The organism is Sphingomonas telluris (genome assembly GCF_022568775.1).
GTDB classification, from domain to species: Bacteria; Pseudomonadota; Alphaproteobacteria; order Sphingomonadales; family Sphingomonadaceae; genus Sphingomicrobium; species Sphingomicrobium telluris.
In genome coordinates this window covers 1,564,980-1,591,638 of sequence record NZ_JAKZHW010000001.1, presented here as the reverse complement: position 1 = coordinate 1,591,638, position 26,659 = coordinate 1,564,980, and the positions used below count along the sequence as shown (strand labels likewise).

Here is a 26,659-nt window from a genome sequence, read left to right as displayed (position 1 = left end):
GATGCTGAGTAAAACTTCGAAGCTGGCCTGGGGAGCGGGCATGGTCGCTCTGTTCGCGGCTGCCCCCGCCTTGGCCCAGGACGCTGCGCCGGCTGCGGCCGCCGCAGCTCCGTTCACTCCAACACCGGACATGGTCGATAAAGGCGACACGGCCTGGATGCTGACCAGCTCGGCACTAGTGCTGCTGATGTCGGTTCCCGCGCTGGCCCTGTTCTACGGCGGCCTCGTCCGCGCGAAGAACATGCTGTCGGTGCTGATGCAGGTCCTCGCGATCGTCTGCATCGCGACGCTGATGTGGGTCGGCTGGGGCTACACGATGTCCTTCACGAGCGGGAGCCCGTTCGTCGGCGGCTTCAGCAAGGCCTTCCTGAAGGGCGTGGACGCAACCACGCTGGCCGCGACCTTCTCCAACCACGTCTACATCCCGGAATATGCGTACGTCATCTTCCAGATGACCTTTGCCTGTATCACGCCGGCGCTGATCGTGGGTGGTTTCGCCGAGCGAGTCAGGTTCTGGCCGCTGATGCTTTTCGTCGTCCTGTGGCTGACCATCGTCTATTACCCGATCGCGCACATGGTGTGGTTCTGGGCCGGCCCGGACTTCCTGCCGGCTACCCCGACCGACACAGGATTCCTCTTCGGCAAGGGCGCTCTCGACTTCGCCGGCGGAACGGTTGTGCACATCAACTCCGGCATTGCCGGCCTGATGGGCTGCCTCGTGATCGGCAAGCGCATCGGCTACAAGTCGGAGCTGATCGCCCCGCACTCGCTGCCGATGACCTACATCGGCGCCTGCCTGCTGTGGGTCGGCTGGTTCGGCTTCAACGCGGGCTCCAACCTGGAAGCCAACGGCATAACCGCCGTGGCGTTCATCAACACCTATGTCGCAACTGCGGCTGCGGCATTGGCGTGGGCTCTGCTCGAGCAAATCGTGCACAAGAAGCCATCACTTCTGGGTGCGGCAACCGGTGCGGTGGTCGGCCTCGTCGCCATCACTCCGGCTTCGGGCTTCGCAGCTCCGGTCACATCGATCATCCTCGGCGCGATAGCATCGGTCGTGTGCTTCATCTTCGTCGTGAAGGTGAAGAACGCGCTCGGCTACGATGACTCGCTGGACGTGTTCGGCGTGCACTGCATCGGCGGTATCGTCGGCGCCCTCGGCACGGCCTTCGTCGCCAATCCCGCGTGGGGTGGCCAGGGCTGGATCGACTACACCGTCGCTCCCGCCGTTCCCGGCAAGTTCGACCTCAGCGCGCAGATCATCTCGCAGCTGTGGGCGATCGGAACGACGCTCGTATGGTCGGGTGGCGTGTCGTTCATCCTGTTCCTCGTCATCGACAAGACGATCGGGCTGCGTCCGACCGCCGAGGCCGAGCGTGAGGGCCTGGACATCAACGAACACGGCGAACGTGCCTACAACTTCTGAGGCGTAACCTCACAGTGCGTGCGGCGGGTCGGTACGAAAGTGCCGGCCCGTCTGTTTTCCTTCCGTTTCCTAAGGGAGTAGTTCGCGTCGTGATGGAAAAGGTCGCGGACAAGACAGTGAGGACCACGGGCACGAACGGCTCGCGCTCGGTCGAGCAGAACCCGGATATCCGGTTTCTCGGGCGGATTCTCGGCGACGTCATTCGCCGCTTCGGCGGCGACACCCTGTTCAGGCGCATAGAATATATCCGCTCGACTTCGGTCGATCGCTATCGCGGGCTGATTTCCGGCGATGCGGTCGATCCCGGCCTTGCGGCGCTCAGCCAGGACGAGGCGCTCGATTTCGTGCGCGGCTTCATGCTCTTCTCGATGCTGGCGAACCTTGCGGAGGACCGTCAGTCAGAGTCTGCCGAACCCGATGCGACGCTGGCCGAAGCGCTGGAGATCCTGAAAGGGGAGGGCGTCGGCGAAGACCAAGTCGCGGCGCTGCTCGACGACGGCCTGATCATGCCGGTGCTGACGGCGCACCCGACCGAAGTGCGCCGCAAGAGCATGATCGATCACAAGAACCGCATCGCCGATCTCATGCGCGTTCGGGACCAAGGCCATTCGGAGACTCCGGATGGAGAGCGCGTCGAGGAAGCGCTCGCCCGGCAGGTCGCTTTCCTGTGGCTGACGCGGCCGCTGCGCCGCGAGCGCCTGTTCGTCGCGGACGAGGTCGAAACCGCGCTCTCCTACATGCGCGACATCTTCCTGCCCGTTCTGCCCCGGCTCTACGGCAGGTGGGAGGGCGTGCTCGGCCGGCGGCCGAAGAGCTTCCTCCGCCTGGGATCGTGGATCGGCGGCGACCGCGACGGCAATCCGAACGTGACGGTCGACAGCCTGCGCCTGGCCCTAGGCCGGTCGTCGGACACGGTGCTGCTCTACTATCTCGACGAGGTTCATGCGCTGGGCGCCGAGCTTTCGATTTCCGCCGAGCTGGCCAACGTAACGCCCCAGCTTCGGGCGCTTGCCGACCGTTCGCACGACGCCTCGCCCGCGCGGGCCGACGAGCCTTACCGCCGCGCAATCAGCGGCATCTATGCCCGCCTCGCCGCGACCTACGAAGCAAAGAAGGGCAAAGAGCCGCCCCGGCCGTCGCGTCTGCAGGCCGAGCCGTACGCTTCGCCCGCGGAGTTCAGCGCCGAGCTTCAGGCGATCGTCGAAGCGTTGGCCTGTGAGGGGAACGGACTGCTGTCCGCGCACGCGCCTCTGCGCAGGCTCATCCGGACGGTCGAGACGTTCGGCTTCCATCTCGCCACGCTCGACCTTCGCCAGAATTCGAACGTGCACGAAAAGGTGGTCGCCGAACTGCTCGCCACGGCGGGCGTACAACCGGACTATCTCGCGCTGTCCGAGGACGAGAGGGTCGCGCTGCTTCGCAAGGAGCTTGGGTCGGAGCGGCTGCTGTCGAGCCCCTTCCTCACCTATTCCGAGCAGACGCAAACCGAGTTGGCCATCATGCACGGCGCGGCCGAGGCGCATGCGCTCTACGGGCCTGCCGCGATTCAGTATCACGTCATTTCAAAGACGGAGCAGCTGTCCGACCTTCTCGAGGTCCACCTCCTGCTGAAAGAGGCGGGACTCTGGAGTCCGACCAAGGCTCCACATGCGGGCATCATGGCCGTGCCGCTGTTCGAGACGATCGCCGACCTCGAGCGCGCTCCGGAGGTGGTTCGCAAATGGCTCCAGCTGCCGGAGATCATGACGGCCGTCACAGAGCGCGGGCACGCCGAGGTGATGATCGGCTATTCGGACTCCAACAAGGACGGTGGATATCTCACGTCGGTGTGGAGCCTCTACAAGGGGAGCGAGGCGCTCGCGGCCGTGTTCGCTGAAGCGGGCGTGCACATGCAGCTCTTCCACGGGCGCGGCGGCGCGGTGGGCCGCGGCGGTGGTTCGAGCTTCGCCGCCATCCGCGCGCAGTCGAAAGTCACGGTGCAGGGCCGCATCCGCATCACGGAGCAGGGCGAGGTGATCGCGGCGAAGTATGCGACGCCCGATATTGCCGCGACTAACCTCGAAGCCATGACGGCGGCGACGGTGCTCGCATCGCTGGAACAGGACGAGCTTTCCGAAGCGGATCACGGCCGGTTCGCGGCGATGATGGACCGCCTCTCACAGGCCTCCTTCTCCGAATATCGCAGCCTCGTTTACGACGAGCCGGGCTTCCCGACCTTCTTCCGCCAGATGACGCCGCTGTCGGAGATCGCGACGCTCAACATCGGCTCGCGTCCAGCAAGCCGTACGAAGTCGGACCGGATCGAGGATCTGCGCGCCATCCCCTGGGTCTTCAGCTGGGCGCAGGCCCGGGTAATGCTGCCCGGTTGGTACGGCGTCGGCTCAGCCGTCTCGTCCACGCAGGACCTCGGCCTGTTGCGCGAGATGATTGCCGCCTGGCCGTTCTTCCGGACGTCGCTCGACAATATCGCGATGGTGCTCGCCAAGTCGGACATTGCGATCAGCGCGCGCTACGCCGAGCTGGTCGAGGACGAAAAGATGCGCGACCATCTGTTCGGCCGCATCCGGGACGAATGGCACCGCACCCATGACGCGCTGCTGGAGATCACCGGGGAGACGAGCCTGCTCGAACGCAACCGGCGGCTCCGCAACTCGATCCAGCTGCGGCTGCCCTACATCGAGCCGCTCAATCACCTGCAGATCGAGCTGATGCGCCGCTTCCGCTCAGGCGAAACGGATCAGAAGGTGCAGGACGGCATCCACCTGACGATCAACGCGATCGCCACGGCGCTCCGCAACTCGGGTTAGGACAGGAAGGCGCGGACGAAGTCGGTCGCAGGGCGGGCTTCGACTTCCTGCGGGGTGTCGAACTGCTCGACCTTGCCGCGATTGAGGAGCGCGACGCGGTCCGCCAGCGTAAACGCTTCCTCATGATCGTGGGTCACGAAGATAGAGGTGAGGCCGAGATCGTCGTGAATTGCGCGAAGGGCGGCACGCAGTTCCCGGCGGACTTTCGCATCCAGCGCGCCGAACGGCTCGTCCAGCAGCAGGATCTTCGGCTTGCGCGCCAGGGCACGAGCGAGCGCGACCCGCTGCCGCTGGCCGCCGGACAGCTCGCTCGGAAAGCGGGAGCCGAGGCCGGGCAGCTGGACTAGCTCTAGAAGCTCCTCGACGCGGGCGCGGATGTCGGACTTGGACGGCCGCTCCGAGCGCTTCATGACGGACAGTCCGAAGGCGATGTTCTGAGCGACCGTCATGTGACCGAACAGAGCGTAATGCTGGAAGACGAAGCCGATGCCGCGCGACGCGGCGGCCGTGTCGGTGACGTCGCGCTTGCCGAACCAGACGCGCCCGCCCTCCGGATCCTCGAGCCCGGCAATCACCCGCAGAAGCGTCGTCTTGCCGGAGCCCGATGGGCCAAGCAGCGCGACGAACTCGCCGTCGTTGATCTCCAGCGAGACGTCGTCCAGCGCCGGATAGGCGGAGAAGCTCTTCGCCACATGCTCGATACGAATGGACATGTCAGAACCTGGCCGCGAGCTCGTCCCGATGTCGCCACTCGAGGAGGCTCTTGAGAGCAAGAGTGATGAGGGCGAGGAGCGCGAGGAGGGAGGCGACTGCGAAGGCGGCGACAAAGTTGTACTCATTGTAGAGAACCTCGACGTGGAGCGGCATGGTGTTCGTCTCGCCGCGTATATGTCCGGACACCACGCTCACTGCGCCAAACTCGCCCATCGCGCGTGCGTTGCATAGCAGGACGCCATAGAGCAGCGCAAAGCGGATGTTCGGAAGGGTGACGCGCCAGAAGGTTTGCCAACCGGACGCGCCGAGGGTCAGAGCGGCTTCTTCGTTCGCCCGGCCCTGGAAGGTCATCAGCGGAATCAGCTGGCGGGCGACGAAGGGAAAGGTGACGAAGACGGTCGCGAGCACCAGCCCCGGCAGAGCGAAGATGATCTGGATGTCGCGGTCCTGAAGCCAGCTCCCGAACCAACCCTGAGCGCCGAACAGCAGCACGAAGACGAGGCCCGAAACGACAGGCGACACGGAGAACGGAAGGTCGATCAGGGTGATCAGCATCGGCTTGCCGCGGAAATTGTATTTCGAGATGAGCCAGGCCGCGGCGATCCCGAAGACGGTGTTGAGCGGCACCGAAATGGCTGCGACCAGCAGGGTCAGCTTGATCGCGGAGCGGGCGTCCGGCTCGCTCACCGCGGCCAGCCATGCTTCCCAGCCCTTCTTCAGCCCTTCGGTCAGCACTGCGCCCAGCGGCAGCAGGAGCATGATCGCGAAATAGGCGAAGGCCGCCGCGATCAGCAGGATCTTCACGGCGGCCGGCTCGCGGAGTTGGTTACGCCTGCTCATGAGCCGCGCCTCCGCTGTTGCCAATGCTGGAGCAGGTTTAGGATCAGCAGCATGGCGAAGGACACGAACAGCATGACCGTCGCGATCGCGGCCGCGCCGACGTAATTGTACTGCTCGAGCTGGGTGATGATCAGCAGCGCCGAGATTTCCGAACGGAACGGCATGTTCCCGGCAATGAAAATGACGGACCCATACTCGCCAGCGCCCCGCGCGAAGGCGAGGGTGAAGCCTGTCGCTAGCGCGGGAAAGAGCGTCGGCAGGATCACCCGCGTGAAGGTCTGCAGACGAGACGCGCCCAGCGTCAGCGCCGCTTCCTCCGCCTCTCGCGAGACTTCAGCGAGCACGGGCTCGACGGTCCGGACAATGAACGGCAGGCCGATGAAGGTCAGCGCGACGACGATCCCGGCTGGGTGATAGGCAATCGGCAGGCCCATGGGCTCCAAATGGCGGCCGATGAGCCCCGTGTCGGCATAGAGCGCGGTGAGGGCGATTCCGGCCACGGCTGTCGGCAAGGCGAACGGCAGGTCGACGAGCGCTCCGAATAGCCGCTTGAATGGAAAGTCGTAGCGGACCAGCACCCAGGCCACGAGCAGTCCGAAGAAAGCGTTGATGCCGGCCGCGAGCAAAGCTGCGCCGAACGTCACGCGGTACGACGCAAGCGCGCGCGCTGAGAAGGCGGCATCCGCGAACTCTCCCCAGCCGCCGCTGGCGCTCCTGGCGAACACTGCGGCCAGCGGGATGAGGACGATGAACGACAGCCAGAAGGCGGTGATGCCCAGGGAGAGGCTTAGCCCCGGCAGGGAAGAGGATCTGCTGAGTTTGGGGAAAGCGGGCACCACCGCCGACTGCGGCATTAGAAGTCCAAGTGCAACCGCGTAGCGAATGCATCACCCTTGGTCTTGTCGCCGATCGGGTCCAGCGGAGTGTTGTCCCCGCTGAACCGGATCCAGTTGAACATCAGCTTTGCGAACGGATTGAAGTACCAGTTCACGCCAAGCGTGACGCTTTGCGCCTCGTTGCCGGGCTTGATCGGCGATTCCGACAGATCGATCTTGTCGTAGCGCAGCGCGACTTCCCACGCGCCCAGCCCGTCTTTGCCGACCTCCGTGAAAGGCCGCACGCGATCGAAATTGCCGCCCTTGAACGGCCGCGTCTCGCCGGTGATGAACCAGCTCGCATAGGCGTAGTAGCCGTGGAAGCTGACGTTCTCGAGGCCGGGACGGTCCGCCCACAGCTTGCCGTACTCGCCAGCAATCGTGACCGGGCCGAACACGCTTGCCGCTTCAGCGCCGGCGTAGAGAAGGGACTCCACGCCCGGGATCACGCCGCTGTCGGCGATATTGCCGTTGTCGACACGAACGTTCGGGCGATCGTTAAGCCGGATGGCGTCTTCCACGTCCCCGCTCTTGAGCGCAGTACGATAGTAGCCGGACAGGCCCAGGTGGACGATCTTGCCCGTGTCGAACACCGGTTCCCAGGTGGCCCGGCCGTTGAAGCCCCAGCTTTCGTCCGGCGTGTCGGTGACTGGCGTATTCGTGGAGCGGCTGATGCTTTCGTTATCGCCGAAAGCGCCGATCGCCAGGTTGACGGTCTCCGTGGGCGCATAGGCGAACGACAGGCCGATGCGGCGCTCGGCGCCGGCATTGCCGAACGCGTTGGTGAACATGCCGCGTTCCAGGAAGGTGTTGTAATTGTCGCTGTTGTTGGACTCGAGCCCGAACGGTGCCTTGTGCTGGCCGAGCGTCACCAACGTCTTCGGGATCTTCGTGTACTGAAGATAGGCATCCGTGATGTTGACGGCGTTGCCGGCGAAATCGACCTCGATGCGGTAGTTCCACCACTTTAGCGCGGTGCCTTCCAGCCCGATGCGGGCGCGACGGAACGCGGTGCCGTTGTTGTAGTCGTAGCCGCCCTTACGCTCGATAAAGGCGGCGCCGTCAGCCTCGACCACGCCGCGCGGCTTGAAGGTGAACTGACCGGTCGGCTCGGAAAGCGTCGGACCCCAGGTGAACTGGACAGCCTTCGCAGCCCGCGTCTCGACCGACTGCAGCCGCGTCTGGTTGAGCTCGGCCTGCTGCTCGAGCTCCGCATTGCGGGACTCGAGCTGCTTGATGCGGGTCTCCAGGGCATTCAGCCGGTCGAGCACCGCGTCACCCGTCGGGGCGGGGGCCATTACGGCCGGAGCCGCGTCGGCCGGCTCCAGCGAATCGATGGGCGTTTCGCTCGACTGGGTGGCCGAAACATCCTCGCCCTGCCGGGCAAAGGCGGGCGTGGAGAGGGCGAGCGCCGAGGCGCCCGCAAGAAGCAGGATTCGCATGATTTCCCCCCTTTTCGGGTTAGCTAGAAGTGCGCCTCAGCGCTTGGCGTCTTCGAAGATCTGGTCGAACAAGGCGCCGTCGTTGAAGTGATTGCCCTGCGCCTGCCTCCAGCCGCCGAAGTTGCGGTCGATGGTGAACAGCCGGACGTTCGGGAAGCGGCTCTTGTACTTGGCCGCCACCTGCGCGTTCCGTGGGCGATAGTAATTCTTCGCGATGATTTCCTGCGCTTCGGGCGTGTACAGGTACTTGAGGTACGCCTCCGCGACCTGTCGCGTCCCGCGCTTGTCGACGACCTTGTCGACCACGGCGACGGGCGGCTCCGCGAGGATCGAGACCGACGGAACGACGATCTCGAACTTGCCCTTGCCGAGCTCGTTCACCGCGAGGAACGCTTCGTTCTCCCAAGCCAGCAGGACGTCGCCTTGGCCGCGCTCGACGAAGGTCGTGGTCGCGCCCCGGGCTCCGGAATCGAGGACCGGAACGTTGCGGAAGAGGCGCGTCATATATTCGCGCGCCTTGGCGACGCTGCCATACTTCTGACGAGCGTAGCCCCAGGCTGCGAGATAGTTCCAGCGTGCACCGCCGCTGGTCTTGGGGTTCGGAGTGATGATCTTCACGCCCGGCTTCACCAGGTCGTCCCAATCCTTGATGCCCTTCGGGTTCCCCTTGCGGACCAGGAAGACGATCGTTGAATAGTAGGGCGTGCTATTGTTCGGCAGCCGTGTCTGCCAGTTAGGAGCGATCAGCTTCTTATCGGCGATCGAATCGATGTCGTAGGCGAGCGCCAGCGTGACGACGTCGGCCGGAAGGCCGTCGATCACTGCGCGGGCCTGCTTGCCCGAACCGCCGTGGCTCTGGCGGATGGTCACCTGCTGCTTGGTCTGGGCGTGCCAGCGCTGGGCGAATGCGGCGTCGATGTCCTTATAGAGCTCCCGAGTGGGATCGTAGGACACGTTGAGCAGCTGGATCGGCGCGGCCTGTGCAGGCACGGCACCGGTCGCCGCAGTGGCGGCTATGAGGACGGAAACGACGAAATTGCGAAAGTGAGACATGGGTACCCCCGATTTGATTGGGATCCTTTAAATCCTAGTTCTCTACTAGACAATAGGGGTACAGCACTCAATCCGTCGATCTTGGCCAACCGTTGGGCGCACACATACTCCTGTCATCCACGCCGAATTGGGATCCAAATCGTGCAAACTCCGAAACTGCCGCGACGGGTCCACGGCCGCTGTAACTCGCGATCAGATGAGCGGGTTGCCCGCTTCGCCCAGGTTCTTTTCCCACTTCGCCGCCTGGTCGAGCGAGATACCTTCTAGCAATTGCGCGCTCTGGTCGCGGAGGATGGAAAAGGCCCTTCGGATCGCGCAGGTCGCTTCGTCGTGGCAGTCGCCGCAGGGCGCGTAGAAGTTGACGCTCGCGCACGAAATCAGGGCGATCGGCCCCTCCAGCGCGCGCACGATTTCTCCGAACGAGATGCCGGAGGCCTCGCGCGCGAGCAGATAGCCGCCGCGCGGTCCCCGCGTGCTGACGACCAGGCCGGCCTTCTTGAGGTCGAGCATGATCAGCTCAAGATATTTGGGAGGCACTCGCTGGGTCTCGGCAATCCGAGCCAACTGCACGGGACCACCGCCGGATTCCTCTGCCAGGTAGAGAAGGGAACGCAGCGCATAGCGGGTCTTTTGAGCGAGCATGGCTATCCTCTAGCGTGTTGCTAGGGATTTGACATGCCTGCCGTTCGAAAGCGGCCGCCGAGGGAATTCGTGAGATATTCACCGGCGCGTGCGGATTGTGCACTTGCGAATGCGGCCTTCGCATTTGCAGCAAGACCCTGAACCGGCGAGAAAGTGCGTGCCGTTAACGCGGCTCTCTCTCCAAATGTGGGGCGCTCCACCTCTCTCCCGGGGCGCCCCTTTTTTCTTGCCCGCTGCAGATTGGCGGCATTATGCTGCGCCGCACAAAGATCGGAGTTGTGCAGTGCGGAGACTACCGCCGCTAGGATCGATCCAGGCCTTCGTCCACGCCGCGCGGCTGGGCTCCATCAAGGCTGCGGCCGACTCCCTCGCTTTATCCTCGCCTGCACTTACGCGGCGAATCCAGTCGCTCGAGCAGTTCATCGGGACGACCCTGTTCGAGCGGAACAACAACTCGGTCCAGCTGAACGAGCGCGGGCGGGCGTTCCTTACCGACGTCGAGCCGCAGATCGAGGCTTTGGCTTCGGCGGTCGAGCGGGTCGGGGAGAGCGCCCGGATGCGCATCCGCATTGCGGTGCCGTCGCTGTTCGCGTCGCAGCGGCTGATGCCGGCGCTTCCCCATCTGCGCGCCCGCCATCCCGACCTTCTTATCGACGTCGACACCGGCGCGAACCGGCTCGCCCGCCTCAACGAGGGGGTCGATATCGCGATCGCCATTGCCGGTAAGGTCGACGACAAGCTCTATTCCCGGATGCTCGAAAGGGGCCGGGTCATGGCGATCGGCTCGCGTGAGTTGCTCGACAAGGTCCGCACGCCCGAAGATCTCCGCCGTGTGCAGATCCTGCTCCACCGCGACATGCCTCTGGCGTTTCACGCGTGGCGCAGCGCGAACGGGCTTCCGGACCTGGAGCCGGCCGAGTGCACTTACTTCGACGCGGGCCAGCTGATCCTGGACGCGGCGGCCGGCGGGCTGGGCATCGCCTTCATGCTCGACAGCCACCTCGAAGCGTCGCGGGATTCCCGGCTGGTCCAGTTCTTCGGCAAGACCGCCGAGAGTCCTTACGCTTATTGGGTGGCCTGCAATCCGCAGTCGCTGGAGCGCAAGCCCATCCGCATTTTCCACAACTGGCTGTTCGAGCAGTTGGCGGTCGACGCGGCCGCCTAGAGGCCGGTTGCACATCGCGCACTCGACAATCTGTCCGGTTCAAGACAGATTGGTCGGGAAAGGAGCCGGACTCGCGTGACCATTGGCAGCACATCGCTGATCCTCAAGGCATGCGTCTCTGCGCCCAAAGCAGCAGCGGCACTCGTAATCGTACGTCTCCATTCCGGAGCGGGAGTGACCTCTGACTAGCTGAACCAAGCAAGCTTCAAGAGATCCAAGACCCCGCTCCGGGACCCGGAGCGGGGTTTTTTATTGCCGTCGATTTTTGAGCAAGGAGAGTGAAACCATGTGTCACATGTCCATCGAGATCGATCAATCGATCCACCCGGTCGCGCCGGTTCTCAGCGCGGTCGAAGAAAGCGGTTTCTACCTGCGATCGATCCGCGTCGTTCCCTGTGCCCATTCGCGCAGGGCTTCCGTCTATCTGAGCCTCGGCGGCGGATCGAAGTTCGACCTCGAGACCCTGGTCGCCAGTGTCGGGCAGCTTCCGGGCGTTCTGGCGACCGAGAACACGATCCCGCCGGTCTGATCAGCGAGCGTCGAACTTCTCGAATTCGTAGGCGATCGAGCCTTCGATCAGCATATCGTAGAGGTTCGCAGCGAGCTCGGTCGGCACGCCGGCCGCTGCGGCAGCGCGGCGGACATGGTCGATGACGGCCGCCTTGCGCACCTCGTCGCGCACGTCCTCGCGCCTCGGCTTGATGCGCGCGGCCGCCTCCATGAAACGGAAGCGCGTGCCGAGCAGCGCCACGATCTTCTCGTCGATTTCGTCAACCCCGGCGCGGACTTCCGTCATCGACCGGCACTCTTCGGGTGCAATCATAGGCATCCCCTAGCGGAGGCCATCCGCGCTGCAAGCTGATTGCACGCGCGCGCAAAACGGCCGCGAGGTGAATATTTCGCACAGCAACATCCCAGTTCGCACTTGCAACAAAACTGCTCGCAGGCATGTTTACATCTTGCCATTTGCCGGAGGCACGATGCGCGTCGAAACAGCCAGGGCCCTGATTGCGGACCACCTCGCGGTGGGGCTGCATCTGGTCCAGGACGACGCCCACTTCGCCGCCGATCTGGGCGCCGACTCGCTCGACATGGTCGAACTCGCGATGCGGTTCGAGGACGAGCTCAACATCCTCATCGAAGAGGACGAGAGCGAGGCCTGCGTTACGGTCGCCGATGCGCTTTCGCTGCTGGCGCGAAAGACCGCGCGAGCCGCCTGAGTAGTCCCAACGGACGTTGCAAGTTTGTTGCGCTTGGTTGCACCTTTCGAGCAACTTCATCTAATTTGCGCTCGCTAACTTAGATTAAAGTCCCTTGGTGTGTGCTCCGCGCATCACTACGCGATTTAGCTGTTACATAGCTTGTTACATGTCTTGAACCCGACATTCGAACGTGCCACAAAACGACGTTGTTAGCGCTACCAGCTGCGATTCTGTTAGCGTTAACATCGTCTCGCGCGCTGTGCTGCGCGGTGCGTGGCAGAGAGTTACCGGGCTGCGGAGAGGTAGCTCAACAGGGGGAGAGTTATATGTCGAAACAAGGGGCCAGGAGTCTGTCCCGAGCCGGTGCGCGCGACAGCGTCCGGTGGTCGTTGCTCGTCGGAGCATCCATCATTGCCTCGTGCAGCCTGTCGGCAACGGCATTCGCGCAGGCCACCACGCCAACCACGCCGCCTGAGAGCGGTCCGGAGGCTACTGCCGACGACGTAGGCGGCACGACCGCGCAGGCGGACAATGCTTCGGCAACCCCGGCGGGCGATGAAATCGTCATTACCGGCGTCCGCGCTTCGCTTACGCGCGCCCGCGATATCAAGCGCAACTCGTCTGGCGTCGTCGACGCGGTCTCGGCCGAAGAAATCGGCAAGTTCCCCGACACGAACCTTGCGGAATCGCTGCAGCGTATTCCGGGCGTCTCGATCGAGCGCCGCGCAGGCGAAGGCTCGACTGTCACGGTTCGCGGCTTCGGTCCGCAGTTCAACCTGGTTACGGTCAACGGACGCCAGATGGCGACGTCCGACCTGAACCTGGTGGGCACCGACGGCGGCGACTTCACTCGTGCAACGAGCCGCTCGTTCGACTTCTCCAACCTCGCCTCGGAAGGCGTCTCCCGCCTCGAGGTCTACAAGACCGGACGGGCGGCGATCCCGTCGGGCGGTATCGGTGCGACGATTAACATCGTCACCCAGCGTCCGCTGGACGGCAGCGACACCGGCTTGCGCGGAAGCATCGGCGCCAAGGCGCTGTGGGACACCAGTCTCGACGACTTCAAGGTCACTCCGGAAGTCTCCGGCGTGGTCGGCTGGTCGAACGAGGCTGACACCGTCGGCTTCAGCTTCTTCGGTGCCTATCAGAAGCACAAGGGCGCAGCGGCGGCGGCGATTTCCAACGACTGGAACATCGCGCCGTTCAGCTCGATGCCGGGCCGCGGTCCGAACACCGTCATCACGAATGCGCCTTCGGATCCGAACCAGCTCGTCGCGATCCCGAACGACAGTCGCTACGACTATTCCGAATTCGATCGTGAGCGCATCAACCTGAGCGGCACCGCACAGTTCAGGCCCGTAGAGACGCTGACCATCACGGCAGACGTCCTCTTCGCGCAGAACAAGCAGAAGGAAGAGCGCGCCGAGCAGACCAACTGGTTCAACCGGCCATTCGACCATGTGACCTTCGACGACGACGACACGGTCGCGACCGCGATCTTCCTCGACGAGGGCAGCGGCTACGGCGTGAAGGATATCGGCTTCGAGCAGGTCTATCGCGCGGTGAAGACGAAGCTCACCAGTTATGGCCTGAACGCCAACTGGGAAATCGTGCCGGGCCTCACCCTTAACCTCGACGGCAATACGTCGAGATCGAAGACCACTCCGGACGCTCCGAACGGCACCAGCTCGACCTTGCTGGGCATGGGCGCTCCGGTCGTCGACGCGCACTCGGTCGACTACAGCGGCAAGATTCCGCTGCAGGACTGGACGCTTGACGACGTCAGCCGCGGAAACGGCAACGGGGTCCTCGACATCGGCGACCTCGGAACGCAGGTTGCTCGTACCGCGACCAACTTCCAGGAGCAGAAGGTCAACCAGTTCCGGGCCGACCTCGGCTGGGATTTCGGTGGCGGCGCCCGCTTCGACATCGGTGCCGCGCACATCAAGTCGAAGATGACCAGCACGCGTATCCAGACCCAGCAGCAGCTGGGCGACTGGGGCATCACGCAGGTGGGCGACATCCAGCAGTTCGCGGGCGACCTGGTCGACCAGTTCTGCCTAGGCTGCCAGTTCGATCACTTCCACCCGACGGATGCCGACATCGCTTTCCGCGGCAATGCGGTCGACATGTACAGCATCCTGTCGCCGCTTTACGCCGCGGACCGGTTCCCGCTCACTCCGGGGCCGGACGATTGCGACGCCACGACGCCTGGCCTCCAGCCTTGCGCCCCGAACGCCGTCGGCATCACGTCGAACGACTTTGATGAGGTCGAAGAGAAGATCACGTCCATCTACGCTCAGCTGAGCTGGAAGGGCGAGCTCGCAAGTCGGCCGGTCAGCGTCGTTGGCGGCATTCGCTGGGAGACCACCAAGGTGGACTCCTTCGCGCTGCAGGCCATTCCCGCCTACATCAAGTGGGACAGCGACAACGACTTCAGCCGCGTCATCAGCGCCACGGTGGGCAGCATCACGTCAGACGGTGAGTACACCAACTTCCTGCCGTCGGTGGACTTCCGGATCGAGCCGATGGACAACCTCGTTGCCCGCGTTTCGCTCAGCAAGACGCTCGCACGGCCGGACTACGGCAACCTGTTCGCGTCGGTTTCGGCCAACGCTCCGAACCGTCCGACCTTCCTCGGTGGTGTGGCAACCGGTGCGGGCGGCGATCCGAACCTGAAGCCGCTGGTTTCGAGCAACCTCGATATCAGCCTCGAGTGGTACTACGCCCCGTCGAGCTACGTCTCGGCCGGCTTCTTCGCCAAGAGCGTGAAGAACTTCGTCGGCCAAGGCACGTTCGACGAGGAGCTGTTCGACCTTCGTGACCCGAGCTCCGGCGCTGCCGGAAGCCGCTCGGGCACCGCGGTCAGTCAGCTCAACGGCCTCGGCGTTCCGATCAGTGACGTCAGCATGTTCACGTACACGGCGCTGCTCATCCAGAACGGCGGCAACGTCGCGGCGGCGGACTCGCAGTTCCTCGCGAACTACAATCCGACGACGCAGCAGCTGAACCAGGCTTTCGTCGATCAGGTTCTGGCGGCCGTGGACGTGATCCCGGATGGCACGGATCCGTTCTTCGTCTTCGCGGTTACCCGCCCGATCAACAACCGGACGGGCAAGATCTACGGCTTCGAGCTTCAGGGTCAGCACTTCTTCGGAGACAGCGGCTTCGGTGTCGCGGCCTCGTTCACGAAGGTGTTCGGCGACGTCGACTTCGACCGTGGTTCGCCCCCGGGGACGAACGTCTTCGCGCTGACGGGTCTCAGCGACAGCGCCAACATCACCGGCATCTTCGAGAAGTGGGGCTTCTCCGCCCGCGTTGCGTACAACTGGCGTGGCAAGTTCCTGTCGTCCGTGAACAACGGCGGTAGCCGCAACCCGCGGTACTACGAGCCGTACGGAACGCTCGACTTCTCGCTGGGCTATGACATCAACGACAACTTCGAGGTGACGTTCGAAGGCATCAACCTGCTCGGCGAAGACCTGCGGACCTACGGCCGCAGCACGAGGCAAATGTTCTTCGCTCAGGAAGGCCATCCGCGGTTCTACCTCGGTGCCCGGTACCGGTTCGGCGGGGAGAAGGCCGTTGCGCCGCCTCCGCCGCCTCCGCCTCCGCCGCCGCCTGCTCCGCCGCCTCCGGCGACGCAGACCTGCTCGGACGGATCGGTCATCCTGGCATCGGATACATGCCCGGCACCGCCTCCGCCGCCGCCTCCGCCGCCTCCGGCGCCCGAACGCGGCTGAGAAGCTTCGCTCTGGCAAAACCGAAGTAGTGCGTAATAAGTGTGATGCCGCTGCCCCCCAGCAGCGGCATCATGCATTTTGAAGGGCGAGGAAGCTGTCGAACCGGGTACCACTGGACAACGTCGAGCACGGCTCGCTGCGCGTCGCGGCGAGCGCCTCATCGGCCGACGATGTCAATCAGGCGCTGGTCGTTCCCGCAGAGTTCGAAGAGGTCCAGAGGGAGTTTCCGATCTTCATCCGCAAGGATCAGGACGGAAAGTTCGTGTCCGTCGCCTTGCTCGGCCTGGACAAGGGCGAGAACCTGTTCGTCGATAGCGGCCGGTGGACGTCGCGTTACGTCCCGGCGACGCTCGCTCGCGGTCCGTTCTTCCTCGGCCTGCGTGACAGCGGAGGACAGGAGTTAGCGGTCCACGTCGATCTCGACGACCCGCGGGTCGGAAACGATGAGGGCGAGCCCCTCTTTCGCGAGCATGGCGGGAACAGCGCCTATCTCGACCATGTCACTAGCCGGCTGCACATGATCCACGAAGGGCTGGCCTCAGCGCCCGGCATGTTCGCAACACTCGACGAGCTCGGCCTCGTCCAGCCGATCGAGATCGACGTGCAGCTCGACGAGGGCACGTGCTATCAACTGCGCTCGATGTTCACGATCGGAATGGAGCAGTTTCAGGCGCTGCCGAGCGACGGGATCGAGCGCCTGCATCGCAGCGGCTTTCTCGCTCCGGCGATCTTCATCCGCTCGTCGCTGCCCAATCTGAACCGGCTGGTTGAGCTCAAGAAGCGCAAGCTGGGGATCGGCTGAGACGCAAGGCATGAAGACCACGCGCGTCATCACCGGGCTTTCGGCGGATTCGCTCCCGATCCAGCGGCTGATAGACGAGGGCGAGCCGGCGATCCTGAAAGGCGTGGCGGCGGATTGGCCGCTCGTTCGCAAGGGTCTCGAAGGCGCGCGCGCCGCTATCGACTATCTGGCGAGCTTCGACGCGGGCCAGCCCGTCGTCGGCTACACGGGTGCGCCGGAGATCGGCGGCCGCTTCTTCTACAACGACGATCTGACCCGCCTCAACTTCGAGGCGAAGCGTGTTTCTTTCCGCGAGTTCCTGAACCGCATCGCCGAGCATCTCGACGATCGCGATGCCCCCTCGTTCTACATCGGCTCGACGGATCTTAGCCTGTTCTTACCGGGGCTGGGCGGCGACAACGGCCTCCCCGCGGATCTTGCGCCCCTTGCGAACCACAAGCCGATGGCGGGCATCTGGATCGGCAACCGCACCGTCGCCAGCACCCACTACGACTTCTCGAACAACATCGCGTGCAGCCTGGTCGGCCGCCGCCGCTTCACTTTGTTCCCGCCGGACCAGATCGCGAATCTCTATCCCGGGCCGCTGGAACCGACGCCCGGCGGGCAGGTGGTCAGCATGGTCGACTTGCGCGCCCCCGACTTCGATCGCTTCCCGGCCTTCCGCGAAGCCCTGGAGCATGCCCAGGTGGCCGAGCTCGAGCCCGGGGACCTGCTCATCTACCCGGCGATGTGGTGGCACAACGTCGAGGCGCTCGACGCCTTCAACGTGATGATCAATTATTGGTGGAACGCGGTGCCGCGCTTCGTGGATACGCCGATGATCACGCTGAAACATGCGCTGCTGAGCCTTCGCGATCGCCCGGAGCATGAGAAAGCCGCGTGGCGCGAGCTGTTCGATTATTACGTCTTCGGCGACGCGCAGCAGGCGACGTCGCATCTTCCGGAACATGTGCAGGGCCCGCTCGGCCGGATGGACGATATCCGCGCGCGGCGATTGCGTGCCGACATTCTCGCCCGGTTGAACCGGTAGGCGATCAAGGGGGGTAAGTGGACGAGCCAAAGGTGAAGCGCGTTGTCGTCGCTGGCGGGGGTACCGCGGGCTGGATCGCGGCCTATGCGCTCGTCAAGCAGCTCGCACCGCTTATCGAGGTGACGCTGGTCGAGTCCGACGAGATCGGCACCGTCGGCGTGGGGGAATCGACCATCCCGACCTGCCGCACCTTCCACCAGTATATGGGGATCGACGAGCGCGAGTTCATGCGCGCCACCAACTCGACCTTCAAGCTGGGCATCAGCTTCGAAAATTGGGCGGCGGAGCAGGACCGCTACATCCACTCGTTCGGAACCTTGGGGCACGGAACCTGGCTGGCCGACTTCCACCATTACTGGCTGGAGGCGCGGCGGCAGGGCTGGGCCGGCGAGATCGGCGACTATTGTTTCGAGCATCAGGCGGCTGCGGCGGAGAAGTTCGCAACCTCTAAGGACGCGACGATCAATTACGCCTACCACTTGGATGCGACATCCTACGGCCAGTACCTCCGCGGTCTCGCCGAGCCGCTCGGTGTCAGGCGCGTCGAAGGCAAGATCCGCGAGGTGCGGCAGAATGCCGAGAGCGGCGACATCGAGGCGCTGCTGCTCCAATCCGGTGAGACCGTGGAAGGCGACCTCTTCATCGACTGCACCGGATTTCGCGGGCTGCTGATCGAGCAGACGCTGAAAGCCGGGTTCGAGGACTGGGCGGAATGGCTTCCGACCGACAGCGCGCTGCCGGTGCAGACGGAAAGCGTCGGCGCGCCGAAGCCCTTCACGCGGGCAATCGCCCATCGCGCTGGGTGGCGCTGGCAGATCCCGCTGCAGCACCGCGTCGGCAACGGCCTGGTCTTCGCAAGCGCCTTTATGAGCGAGGACGAGGCGCGCGCGCTGTTGGCGCAGGAGCTTGAGGGCGAGCCGCTGTTCGAGCCACGCCTGATCCGCTTCAAGGCGGGCCGGCGGCGCAAGTCGTGGGTCAACAATTGCGTCGCGATCGGCCTGTCGAGCGGCTTCATCGAGCCTCTGGAATCGACCAGCATCCACCTCATCATGATCGCGGTGACCCGACTGCTTCAGGCGTTCCCGTTCCGCGGAGCGACCCCGGCCGCGCGCGACCGTTTCAACGAACAGGCGGATCGCGAGATCATCGGCATCCGCGACTTCATTGTCCTTCACTACCATGCGACCGAGCGGGACGATTCCGATTTCTGGCGCCACTGCCGCAACATGACCATTCCTGACACGCTGAGGGAGCGCATCGAGCTCTTCCGCGCGCATGCGCATGCCTATCAGGACAGCCACGACCTGTTCCGCGTCGACAGCTGGGTGCAGGTGATGCTGGGGCAGCGCCAGACCCCGGCATCCTACCATCATGTCGCGCGGCTGATGCCGGAAGCGCGGCTGCGGGAGGCCCTATCGAGCCTGCAGGCCAACATCTCGCGCGCCGTCGCGGGCATGCCCACCCACGGCGAGTTCCTGCAACGCTACATGGCAGGCTAGCTCGCGCGCTTGGTCCGCAGCGTTGGCGGCGCCGACGCCGGATCGTCGGGCCACGGATGCTTCGGATAGCGCCCGCGCATGTCCTTCGCGACGTCGCGCCAGCTTCCGCTCCAGAAGCCCGGCAGGTCGCGCGTCGTCTGGATTGGGCGACCTGCGGGCGACGTGATGGCGAGGACCAACGGGACGTGCCCTTCGGCCACGGCCGGGTGCTTCGAGAGACCGAACAAGGCCTGTGCACGGACTTCTACAGTGGGTCCGGCCGTCGCCGAATAGTCGATCGCATGATGACTTCCGGCCGGGGTGGCGAACTGGGCGGGGGCGATCCGATCCAACCGTCGCATCGCATCGTAGCCGAGCAGCCGTTCCAGGCTGCTCGCGAGGGCCGCGGCGGGAATGTCGCCAAGCCTGCGCTTCCCGGCGAGCAACGGTGCCAGCCATTCGTCCGCGCGTTCCAGCAGCAGCTCATCGTCGAGCGCGGCAATCGAGGAATCGAAGCGGTGCGCGAACGCCGCACGCTGGCGAAGCTGAAGCGCTCGCTCGTCCCACGGCAGCAGGTCCAGACCATGCTCGCGCACGCCTTCGAGCAGCGCCTGCTCGATCGCTTCGCGGTCCGGCGAGGGATCGGGTCCGCTCGAGAGGCGGATGGAGCCGAGGCGGCGGCTCCGTGTCGGCGTGACGGAGCCGGTGGCCGGATCGAACTCGCCGTCGTGCCGAACCTCTACGCGATCCGCGAAGAGTTCCAGCACGACTTGCTCGTCGATGGCGGCAGCCGAGAGAATGCGCGCGCCAGATGCGTGACCGGCCACTTCGCCCACCGCGAGCCATTGATTTCCGGCGAGCGGCGAGGATGGGTCGAGCCTGAAGCCGCGTCCGCCGACAGAACCCCAGCTCTCGCCAGCAGCGTCGCGCCTCCGCGAGATGCGATCGGGGAATGCGAGGGCCAACGCCTTCCCAAGGTCATGCTCGTCGACCCCTGCATCCTCGACGCCGAGCCTTCGTCGCCAGCCCGCGGCGAGCGAGCGCGCGGCATTTGCGCGCGGCGACTTGTCCGCACGCCATCGGCGCCAGCGAAGCTCCAGGTCGGCGTCATTTCCGCCAAGTCCGCGCTCTGTCAGCAGCACCGCGACGTTCGCCGCCGCAGCCCCGAAGCCGCGCTCGCGCGCGTTGAGCACCATGTGAGCCAGCCGGGGTTCGAGGGGCAAGGCCGCGACCGCGCGTCCATGGGCGGTGAGGTGCCCCTCGTCGTCGATGGCGTCGAGGCTGTGCAGCCGCTTGCGCGCTTCCTCGATCGCGGCAACGGGCGGCGCGTCGAGAAACGGCAGCCGACCCGGGTCCGGCTCGCCCCACAGCAGGCAGGTCAGCAGCAGGCTCGATAGGTCAGCCTCGAGAATTTCCGGTGGATCATGCGCGGGCAGGGACGCCGTCGCCGCCTCTTCCCACAGGCGGATCGCGACGCCCGGCGCCTGCCGCGCGGCTCGCCCTGCACGCTGGGTCACCGCCGCCCGGCTCGCCCGCTCGGTCACCAGCCGCGTCAGGCCCGCTCCGCGGTCGTAGCGTGGGCGCCGCGCGAGGCCGCTGTCGACGACGATGCGGACGTCCTGCAGCGTCACGCTGGTCTCGGCGATGCTGGTAGCAAGGACGAGCTTGCGCTTGCCCGCGGGCGGAGCGGCCAGCGCTTTTCGCTGCGTTGCCGGCTCGATCCCACCATGCAGCTTGTGCAGCTCCACGTTGCCGGGAAGCTGCCCGAGAGCGTCGGCGGTCCGCTCGATCTCGGCGACGCCGGGAAGGAAGGCCAGCAGCGATCCTTCGTCGGCACCCAAAGCCGCCCGGATTGCGGACGCCATCTGCGGCTCGATCCGCGCCGTCGGGTCGCGGCCGACGTGGCGTACGTCGAGCGGGAAGCTCTTGCCTTCGCTGACGATTGTCGGTGCATCGCCGAGCAACCGCTGGAAACGCTCGACGTCGAGCGTCGCGGACATTGCGAGGAGGCGCATGTCCTCGCGAAGCGCGCCCGCCGCATCCAAGGCGAGCGCGAGCGCCAGGTCATTGTCGAGGCTCCGCTCGTGCACTTCGTCGAACAGCACCGCCGAGACTCCGCCGAGTTCCGGATCGGACTGAATTCGCGCCAGGAACACGCCGTGCGTCATCACGACGACGCGGCTGCTCTTGCCGATCTTGCTGTCGAGACGCGTTGCGTAGCCGATCGTCTGCCCGGGCGCCTCGCCCAGCCCCGAAGCCATGAACTCCGCCGCCGCGCGCGCCGCAAGGCGCCGGGGCACGAGCAACAGCACCTGTCCGCTGCACCAGCTTTGGTTGAGGAGGGCAGGCGCAACCTGCGTCGTTTTGCCCGCTCCGGGCGGCGCCACAAGAAGCGCCCGCCGTTGCACGTGCAACGCTTCGAGCAGCTCCGGCAAAACTTCTGCGATCGGGAGCGTCATTGCTGGCGACCAGTCCGATCCGGACGAGGTGGGAGTGGAGGCCCGAGCCGGAATCGAACCGGCGTGCAAGGATTTGCAGTCCTCTGCGTAACCACTCCGCCATCGGGCCGCAGCGACGCCTTTCCCCGGCTTTTCACCGACGGTCAAGCCTTCGCGAGACGCTGGCGTGCCTCCACGAGGCCTACTTAACTTTCGACCAATGGTGGTGAGTACCCTTGGCGATATAGGATACGGTAGATAAGAGCAGGTTGCATCCAAGGTGTATTAGCATAATATAACAGCTATGACGGTTCATTCCCCTGTCCCCGATTTTGCTGCCGCGCGTCAGGCGATGGTCGACTCTCAGCTCCGTCCGCAGGGCGTGAACGATCCGGCGGTCATTGCTGCCATGTCGCTCGTCCCGCGTGAGGCGTTCGTCCCCGAGGGTCAGCGCCCGCTCGCCTATATCGACCGCGCGCTGCCGATCGGCCCGGGCCGTTCAATGCCGCCTGCCGCCGTCACCGGGCTACTCCTGACGGCGCTGACGGTGGACCGCGGCGAGAGTGCGCTCGTGGTCGGCGCAGGGACCGGCTATGCGGCTTCGGTCCTTGCCGAGATGGGTGTTCGCGTGACCGCTCTCGAATCCTCGCCCGAGCTTGCCGCCGCTGCGCGCAAGCACGGCGTGAACGTCGTCGAAGGCCCGTTGGAGGCCGGCTATCCCGCCAACGCCCCTTACGACTTCATCCTCATCGACGGCGCGGTCGAGATGATCCCAGATGCGCTCGTGGCGCAGTTGAAGGAGGGCGGGCGGATCGGCGCGGCTCTCGTCGACCAGGGCATCACGCGGCTGATCGCGGGCCGCAAGGCCGGCGGCGGTTTTGCCTTCCACTCGATCGCGGATTCGGCGACGCCTGCTTTGCCGGGCTTCCAGCGGCCGCGGGCCTTCACTTTTTGAGCGTTGGAGTTTCCTCAGCCGTGATCCGTAACTTCGTCACTGCAACGGTCGCTGCGTCCCTGCTCGCGGGGACGGCGTCGGCCGATACGCTGCGCGAGGCCTTGGTCTCGGCCTATCGTACCAACCCGACGCTCACCGGACAGCGCGAGAATCTTCGCGCGACCGACGCCAACGTCGCCATCGCCAAGGCGGCGGGCCGTCCGCAGGTCAGCGCCACCGCCGGCATCAACCGCGACCTTTCGCGCAGCGGCATCCTGGAAACCGGTGGGGGGACGACCTTTTCAGCGGGCGCGGACCTCAGCCTCCCGCTCTACACCGGCGGCCGGGTCAAGAATTCAGTGAGGGCCGCGGAAACGCGCGTCGAGGCGGGCAGGGCGACGCTCCGCGCGGTTGAAGGCGACGTCTTCACGCAGGCGGTCGCCGCCTACATGGACGTGATCCGCGACCGCGCGGTGGTCGAGCTCAACTCGAACAACGTGCGCGTCCTGACCACCAACCTGCAGGCGACGCAGGACCGCTTCCAGATCGGCGACCTGACGCGCACCGACGTCGCGCAGTCGGAAGCCCGCCTCCAGCTCGGCAAGTCGCGCCTCGTGATCGCGCAGGGCCAGCAGACGGCGAGCGAAGCCGTCTATCGCCAGGTCATCGGCCATGCGCCGGGCCAACTCGCTCCGCCTCCACCGCTCCCGCCGCTGCCGACGACCGAGGACGAGGCCGTCCGCATCGCGCTTTCGAACAACCCGGATCTGCTCTCGGTTCAGCGGCAGGCGATCGCGTCGGGCTATGACGTCCGCGTTGCCGAAGGCACCCGCCTGCCCACGCTCTCCGGCGTGCTCAGCGGCACCTACGTCAATGAGCTTTCCGGCACGATCGGCAATCAGCCGAGCACAGGCAGCCAGACGACCGCGGGCCTCAGCGCCAGCATCCCGGTTTTCCAGGGCGGGCTCCCCGCTGCCCGGATCCGCCAGGCCGAAGCGCTGCAGGGCCAATCGCTAGAGCAGGTCATCGGCACCGAGCGCGCCGTTGTCGCCCAGACGCGTGCCGCCTTCGCCAACTATCAGGCGTCGCTGAAGGCCATCCAGTCCCAGACGGTCGCCGTCTCCGCCAACGAGCTCGCTCTCGAGGGCGTCCGTGCCGAACAGAGCGTCGGCACCCGCACCGTTCTCGACGTCCTCGACGCCGAGCAAGAACTGTTGAACTCGCAAGTGCTGCTCGTGACCGCACGGCGCGATGCGTATGTCGCCGGCTTCCAGCTCCTCAACGCCATGGGGCAGGCGGAAGCGCAGGACCTCGGCCTCGATGGTGGACCGCTCTACGATCCGCTCGGCAATTATCGACGCACCGCGAACAATTGGAACGATTGGTCGCGGGACCCGAAATATGTGCCGGTCGCTACGCGTACGGTCGACCCGGCGGAGATGCCGGCGACGCCGATCGTCACTCCGGACCTGATCCCGCAGCAGACGATCACCACGCCTCCGGCCGCTGGAACGGCTGCGACGCCGAGCGTGACTCAGCCGCAGCAATAGCCCATATCCCCGCTCATGCAGGCAACCGGCCGTGAGCCCTCGATGGAAGAGATCCTCGCGTCGATCAAAAAGGTGATCGCCGAAGACAAGGGCATGCGCCCGCCGGAACCGGTGCAGCAGGCGCAGGACCTGGCCGAGGACGACGAAGAGGACGTGCTCGAGCTCGAAGAGACTCTCGCGCCGCCCGCGAACCTCGGGCCGCCGCTGCTAAACGAAACCACCACGCACGCCAGCCGCAGCGCGCTGGAGCAGTTGAGCACCGTCGCCGCGAGCGTTCCTGCCATGCCCCAAGCCAACCCGCTGGAGGACATGGTCCGCGAGATGCTTCGGCCGATGCTGAAGCAGTGGCTCGACGACCATCTTCCCGGCCTGGTCGACGAGCATGTAAAGCGCGAGATTTCGCGGATCACGGGACGCCCGCTCTAAGGCTGCTTGCGCCGCGCGGAGGCTTTGCTACGCCTCCGGCATGATCAAATCATCGCTGCTTGCGGCCGCTTCAGCCGCCGCCTTCACCTTCGCTTCGCCCGCACCTGCCCGGCCGATGACCGCCACCGACATGCAGTCGATGCATCGCGTCGGCGCGCCGGAAGTCTCGCCCGACGGCAAGTGGGCAGTGTTCACCATCTCCGACACGGACTTCGACGCGAACAAGCGCAACAACGGTCTTTACCTGCTCGACCTGACGAAGGCGGGTGCCGCGCCGCAGCTCGTGACGGGCGCGGAAAAGGGCCATGACGCGGTGTTCGGCAAGGACGGGGCGCTCTACTTCCTGATGAAGGCCGGCGACCGCGACCAGCTCTTCCGCATGCCGGTCGGCGGTGCCGCGCAGCAGATCAGCGACTTCGGCGGCGACGTTTCGGGCTTCAAGCTCGCGCCAACCGGCGACCGCGTCATCGTCTGGGCCGACCAGAAGGATTGCCCCGACCTCGCCTGCGCCGCGACGACCTTCCCCGCCAAGCCCGCGGGCAGCGGCCGCACCTACGACAAGCTGTTCGTGCGCCACTGGGATAGCTGGGCAGAGCCGGGCACCAAGTCGCGCATTTATGCCTTCCCGATCGAAGGCGGAAAGCTGACGGGCGGCGGCGTTAGGCTGACTGGCAATCTCGAAGGCGACACGCCGTCCAAGCCGATGGGGGGCGGCGAGGAGATCGGCTTCTCGCCCGACGGCAAGACCGTCTACTTCGCGCTTCGGGAGGCGGGTCGAATCGAGGCGACCTCGACCAACCTCGACATCTTCTCCTCGCCCGCCGATGGCGGTGCGCCGCCGACGAACCTCACCGACGCCAACGACGGCACGGACAACCTTCCGGTGGTTTCGCCGGACGGAAAGACACTCGCTTACTTCGCGATGGCGCGGGCGGGCTACGAAGCCGATCGGCAGGTCCTGCAGCTCCGCGACGTCGCCACGGGCCAGACCCGTGCGCTGACGCAGAACTGGGACCGCTCCGTCGGTTCCATCGAATGGGCCCACGACGGCAAGTCGATCCTCGTCACCGCCGAGGATACGCTGGAGCAGCCGGTGTTCCGCGTCGACGTCGCGACCGGCAAGGTCACGCGCCTCACCAAGGACGGCCATTACGGCAACGTCCGCGCTCTCCCGAACGGCAGCATTCTCGCCACGATGAACAGCATCATGGCGCCTGACGACATCTATCTGCTCGATCGCCGCGGCAAGGCGAAGCAGCTCACGAACGCCAACCGCGAGCTGCTGGCCGAGCTCGATCCGGTCACGTTCAAGAAGTTCAGCTTTACGGGCGCCAACAACGACACGGTGTGGGGATGGACGCTGAAGCCCACGACGGCGACGGGCAAGCTGCCGATCGCCTTCCTCGTTCACGGGGGGCCGCAGGGCACGTTCAGCAACAGCTGGTCCTTCCGCTGGAACCCGCGAGTGTTCTCAGGCCCCGGCTACGGCGTCGTCGCCGTCGATTTCCACGGGTCGACCGGGTACGGCCAGGCCTTCACCGACGCGATCCACAACAATTGGGGCGGCTGGCCGCTCGAGGACCTGCAGAAGGGCCTCGCCTACGCGACTGCAAGTGACGCCCAGCTCGACGCCGACAATGCCTGCGCGCTCGGTGGCTCCTACGGCGGCTACATGATGAACTGGATCGAAGGCCGCTGGCCCGACCGGTTCAAGTGCATCGTCCAGCACGACGGCGTCTTCGACGCCCGCGCCATGGCCTACGAGACCGAGGAGCTGTGGTTCGACGAGTGGGAGCACGGGGGGAAGACCTATTACGAGGATCCGGCGGCGTTCGAGAAGTGGAACCCGGTGAACTACGTGACCGCCTGGAAGACGCCGCAGCTCGTCATCACCAGCGAGAACGACTTCCGCATCCCCTACACGCAGGGGCTTGCGGCCTTCACGGCGCTCCAGCGGCGCAACGTCCCGTCGCGCCTGCTCGTTTTCCCCGACGAGAACCATTGGGTGTTGAAGCCCAAGAATTCCATCCAATGGTATGATGAGGTGCTCGGCTGGCTGAACCGCTGGACCGGCAAATCCACGCAGTAGTGC

21 protein-coding genes and 1 tRNA gene are annotated in these 26,659 nt (G+C 65.3%); 13 read left to right on the top strand and 9 right to left on the bottom strand.

Translation table 11 applies throughout. The features are described from left to right. Position 1 precedes the first annotated feature (1 nt). Positions 2 to 1,426, top strand: coding sequence for an ammonium transporter (locus LZ016_RS08100; protein WP_241446882.1), 1,425 nt, complete (start codon positions 2 to 4; stop codon positions 1,424 to 1,426). A 92-nt stretch (positions 1,427 to 1,518) separates the two neighbouring features. Next, on the top strand, positions 1,519 to 4,233 hold the full coding sequence (ppc, locus tag LZ016_RS08095) for a phosphoenolpyruvate carboxylase (RefSeq protein WP_241446881.1): 2,715 nt from the start codon (positions 1,519 to 1,521) through the stop codon (positions 4,231 to 4,233). Here the strand turns inward: ppc and LZ016_RS08090 are convergent. The 6 genes from LZ016_RS08090 to LZ016_RS08065 all read right to left on the bottom strand — a co-directional run bounded on the left by LZ016_RS08090 (position 4,230) and on the right by LZ016_RS08065 (position 9,799). After that, entirely contained in the window at positions 4,230 to 4,946 is a 717-nt protein-coding gene (locus LZ016_RS08090; RefSeq protein WP_241446880.1) for a sulfate/molybdate ABC transporter ATP-binding protein, read from the bottom strand. The genes ppc and LZ016_RS08090 overlap by 4 nt on opposite strands. A gap of 1 nt (position 4,947) precedes the next feature. Beyond that, entirely contained in the window at positions 4,948 to 5,787 is an 840-nt protein-coding gene (cysW, locus tag LZ016_RS08085) for a sulfate ABC transporter permease subunit CysW (protein ID WP_241446879.1), read from the bottom strand. Continuing rightward, the gene (cysT, locus tag LZ016_RS08080) at positions 5,784 to 6,641 is read right to left on the bottom strand and encodes a sulfate ABC transporter permease subunit CysT (protein WP_241446878.1); all 858 of its coding nucleotides are present in this window, start codon (positions 6,639 to 6,641) and stop codon (positions 5,784 to 5,786) included. The genes cysW and cysT overlap by 4 nt, the downstream gene beginning before the upstream one ends. Further along, the gene (locus LZ016_RS08075; RefSeq protein WP_241446877.1) at positions 6,641 to 8,104 is read right to left on the bottom strand and encodes an OprO/OprP family phosphate-selective porin; all 1,464 of its coding nucleotides are present in this window, start codon (positions 8,102 to 8,104) and stop codon (positions 6,641 to 6,643) included. Before LZ016_RS08075 ends, cysT begins: the two co-directional genes overlap by 1 nt. A 36-nt stretch (positions 8,105 to 8,140) precedes the next feature. Beyond that, positions 8,141 to 9,157, bottom strand: coding sequence for a sulfate ABC transporter substrate-binding protein (locus LZ016_RS08070; RefSeq protein ID WP_277622525.1), 1,017 nt, complete (start codon positions 9,155 to 9,157; stop codon positions 8,141 to 8,143). 192 nt (positions 9,158 to 9,349) lie between these two features. Beyond that, positions 9,350 to 9,799 carry an RrF2 family transcriptional regulator gene (locus LZ016_RS08065; RefSeq protein WP_241446876.1) on the bottom strand — a complete coding sequence of 150 codons (450 nt, stop codon included), beginning with the start codon at positions 9,797 to 9,799 and terminating at the stop codon, positions 9,350 to 9,352. A gap of 283 nt (positions 9,800 to 10,082) precedes the next feature. On the opposite strand from LZ016_RS08065, the gene LZ016_RS08060 reads away from it, so the two are divergent. Both LZ016_RS08060 and LZ016_RS08055 read left to right on the top strand, forming a co-directional pair. After that, the gene (locus LZ016_RS08060) at positions 10,083 to 10,964 is read left to right on the top strand and encodes a LysR substrate-binding domain-containing protein (RefSeq protein WP_241446875.1); all 882 of its coding nucleotides are present in this window, start codon (positions 10,083 to 10,085) and stop codon (positions 10,962 to 10,964) included. A gap of 286 nt (positions 10,965 to 11,250) precedes the next feature. Further along, complete coding sequence (locus LZ016_RS08055; protein ID WP_241446874.1) at positions 11,251 to 11,493, top strand: hypothetical protein; 243 nt, start codon at positions 11,251 to 11,253, stop codon at positions 11,491 to 11,493. Here LZ016_RS08055 and LZ016_RS08050 read toward each other — a convergent pair whose 3' ends face one another. After that, positions 11,494 to 11,787, bottom strand: coding sequence for a chorismate mutase (locus tag LZ016_RS08050; protein ID WP_436286351.1), 294 nt, complete (start codon positions 11,785 to 11,787; stop codon positions 11,494 to 11,496). 157 nt (positions 11,788 to 11,944) lie between these two features. Between LZ016_RS08050 and LZ016_RS08045 the strand changes: the two genes are divergently transcribed. The 5 genes from LZ016_RS08045 (at position 11,945) to LZ016_RS08025 (ending at position 19,240) form a co-directional block, all read left to right on the top strand. Next, the gene (locus LZ016_RS08045; protein WP_241446872.1) at positions 11,945 to 12,184 is read left to right on the top strand and encodes an acyl carrier protein; all 240 of its coding nucleotides are present in this window, start codon (positions 11,945 to 11,947) and stop codon (positions 12,182 to 12,184) included. A gap of 308 nt (positions 12,185 to 12,492) precedes the next feature. After that, positions 12,493 to 15,909 (top strand): TonB-dependent receptor, encoded by a 3,417-nt coding sequence (locus tag LZ016_RS08040; protein ID WP_241446871.1) that lies wholly within the window; start codon positions 12,493 to 12,495, stop codon positions 15,907 to 15,909. Between the two features lie 94 nt (positions 15,910 to 16,003). After that, positions 16,004 to 16,711 carry a SapC family protein gene (locus LZ016_RS08035; protein WP_366512911.1) on the top strand — a complete coding sequence of 236 codons (708 nt, stop codon included), beginning with the start codon at positions 16,004 to 16,006 and terminating at the stop codon, positions 16,709 to 16,711. A gap of 10 nt (positions 16,712 to 16,721) precedes the next feature. Then, positions 16,722 to 17,741 (top strand): cupin-like domain-containing protein, encoded by a 1,020-nt coding sequence (locus tag LZ016_RS08030; RefSeq protein WP_241446870.1) that lies wholly within the window; start codon positions 16,722 to 16,724, stop codon positions 17,739 to 17,741. A gap of 17 nt (positions 17,742 to 17,758) precedes the next feature. Continuing rightward, a complete protein-coding gene (locus tag LZ016_RS08025) occupies positions 17,759 to 19,240 on the top strand; it encodes a tryptophan halogenase family protein (RefSeq protein ID WP_241446869.1) in 1,482 nt (493 codons plus the stop codon). Here LZ016_RS08025 and hrpB read toward each other — a convergent pair. Then, positions 19,237 to 21,678, bottom strand: a complete 2,442-nt coding sequence (gene hrpB, locus LZ016_RS08020) for an ATP-dependent helicase HrpB (RefSeq protein WP_241446868.1) — start codon at positions 21,676 to 21,678, stop codon at positions 19,237 to 19,239. The two genes, LZ016_RS08025 and hrpB, sit on opposite strands and share 4 nt — an antisense overlap. A 35-nt stretch (positions 21,679 to 21,713) precedes the next feature. Continuing rightward, positions 21,714 to 21,787: transfer RNA gene (locus tag LZ016_RS08015), tRNA-Cys, on the bottom strand. A gap of 174 nt (positions 21,788 to 21,961) precedes the next feature. Here LZ016_RS08015 and LZ016_RS08010 point away from each other — a divergent pair. The 4 genes from LZ016_RS08010 to LZ016_RS07995 are packed head-to-tail and all read left to right on the top strand — an operon-like array spanning position 21,962 to position 26,656. Next, on the top strand, positions 21,962 to 22,612 hold the full coding sequence (locus tag LZ016_RS08010; protein WP_241446867.1) for a protein-L-isoaspartate O-methyltransferase family protein: 651 nt from the start codon (positions 21,962 to 21,964) through the stop codon (positions 22,610 to 22,612). A gap of 20 nt (positions 22,613 to 22,632) precedes the next feature. Further along, positions 22,633 to 24,141, top strand: a complete 1,509-nt coding sequence (locus tag LZ016_RS08005) for a TolC family outer membrane protein (protein WP_241446866.1) — start codon at positions 22,633 to 22,635, stop codon at positions 24,139 to 24,141. 42 nt (positions 24,142 to 24,183) lie between these two features. Then, positions 24,184 to 24,567 (top strand): DUF2497 domain-containing protein, encoded by a 384-nt coding sequence (locus tag LZ016_RS08000; RefSeq protein ID WP_241446865.1) that lies wholly within the window; start codon positions 24,184 to 24,186, stop codon positions 24,565 to 24,567. Between the two features lie 40 nt (positions 24,568 to 24,607). Next, positions 24,608 to 26,656 (top strand): S9 family peptidase, encoded by a 2,049-nt coding sequence (locus LZ016_RS07995; protein WP_241446864.1) that lies wholly within the window; start codon positions 24,608 to 24,610, stop codon positions 26,654 to 26,656. The last annotated feature ends 3 nt before the right edge of the window (positions 26,657 to 26,659 follow it).

Excerpts from the sequence above, each read along its gene's own strand:
- LZ016_RS08100 (WP_241446882.1), top strand. The coding sequence starts at position 2 with ATGCTGAGTAAAACTTCGAAGCTGGCCTGGGGAGCGGGCATGGTCGCT.
- ppc (WP_241446881.1), top strand. The coding sequence starts at position 1,519 with ATGGAAAAGGTCGCGGACAAGACAGTGAGGACCACGGGCACGAACGGC.
- LZ016_RS08090 (WP_241446880.1), bottom strand. The coding sequence starts at position 4,946 with ATGTCCATTCGTATCGAGCATGTGGCGAAGAGCTTCTCCGCCTATCCG.
- cysW (WP_241446879.1), bottom strand. The coding sequence starts at position 5,787 with ATGAGCAGGCGTAACCAACTCCGCGAGCCGGCCGCCGTGAAGATCCTG.
- cysT (WP_241446878.1), bottom strand. The coding sequence starts at position 6,641 with ATGCCGCAGTCGGCGGTGGTGCCCGCTTTCCCCAAACTCAGCAGATCC.
- LZ016_RS08075 (WP_241446877.1), bottom strand. The coding sequence starts at position 8,104 with ATGCGAATCCTGCTTCTTGCGGGCGCCTCGGCGCTCGCCCTCTCCACG.
- LZ016_RS08070 (WP_277622525.1), bottom strand. The coding sequence starts at position 9,157 with ATGTCTCACTTTCGCAATTTCGTCGTTTCCGTCCTCATAGCCGCCACT.
- LZ016_RS08065 (WP_241446876.1), bottom strand. The coding sequence starts at position 9,799 with ATGCTCGCTCAAAAGACCCGCTATGCGCTGCGTTCCCTTCTCTACCTG.
- LZ016_RS08055 (WP_241446874.1), top strand. The coding sequence starts at position 11,251 with ATGTGTCACATGTCCATCGAGATCGATCAATCGATCCACCCGGTCGCG.
- LZ016_RS08050 (WP_436286351.1), bottom strand. The coding sequence starts at position 11,787 with ATGATTGCACCCGAAGAGTGCCGGTCGATGACGGAAGTCCGCGCCGGG.
- LZ016_RS08045 (WP_241446872.1), top strand. The coding sequence starts at position 11,945 with ATGCGCGTCGAAACAGCCAGGGCCCTGATTGCGGACCACCTCGCGGTG.
- LZ016_RS08040 (WP_241446871.1), top strand. The coding sequence starts at position 12,493 with ATGTCGAAACAAGGGGCCAGGAGTCTGTCCCGAGCCGGTGCGCGCGAC.
- LZ016_RS08030 (WP_241446870.1), top strand. The coding sequence starts at position 16,722 with ATGAAGACCACGCGCGTCATCACCGGGCTTTCGGCGGATTCGCTCCCG.
- hrpB (WP_241446868.1), bottom strand. The coding sequence starts at position 21,678 with ATGACGCTCCCGATCGCAGAAGTTTTGCCGGAGCTGCTCGAAGCGTTG.
- LZ016_RS08010 (WP_241446867.1), top strand. The coding sequence starts at position 21,962 with ATGACGGTTCATTCCCCTGTCCCCGATTTTGCTGCCGCGCGTCAGGCG.
- LZ016_RS08000 (WP_241446865.1), top strand. The coding sequence starts at position 24,184 with ATGGAAGAGATCCTCGCGTCGATCAAAAAGGTGATCGCCGAAGACAAG.
- LZ016_RS07995 (WP_241446864.1), top strand. The coding sequence starts at position 24,608 with ATGATCAAATCATCGCTGCTTGCGGCCGCTTCAGCCGCCGCCTTCACC.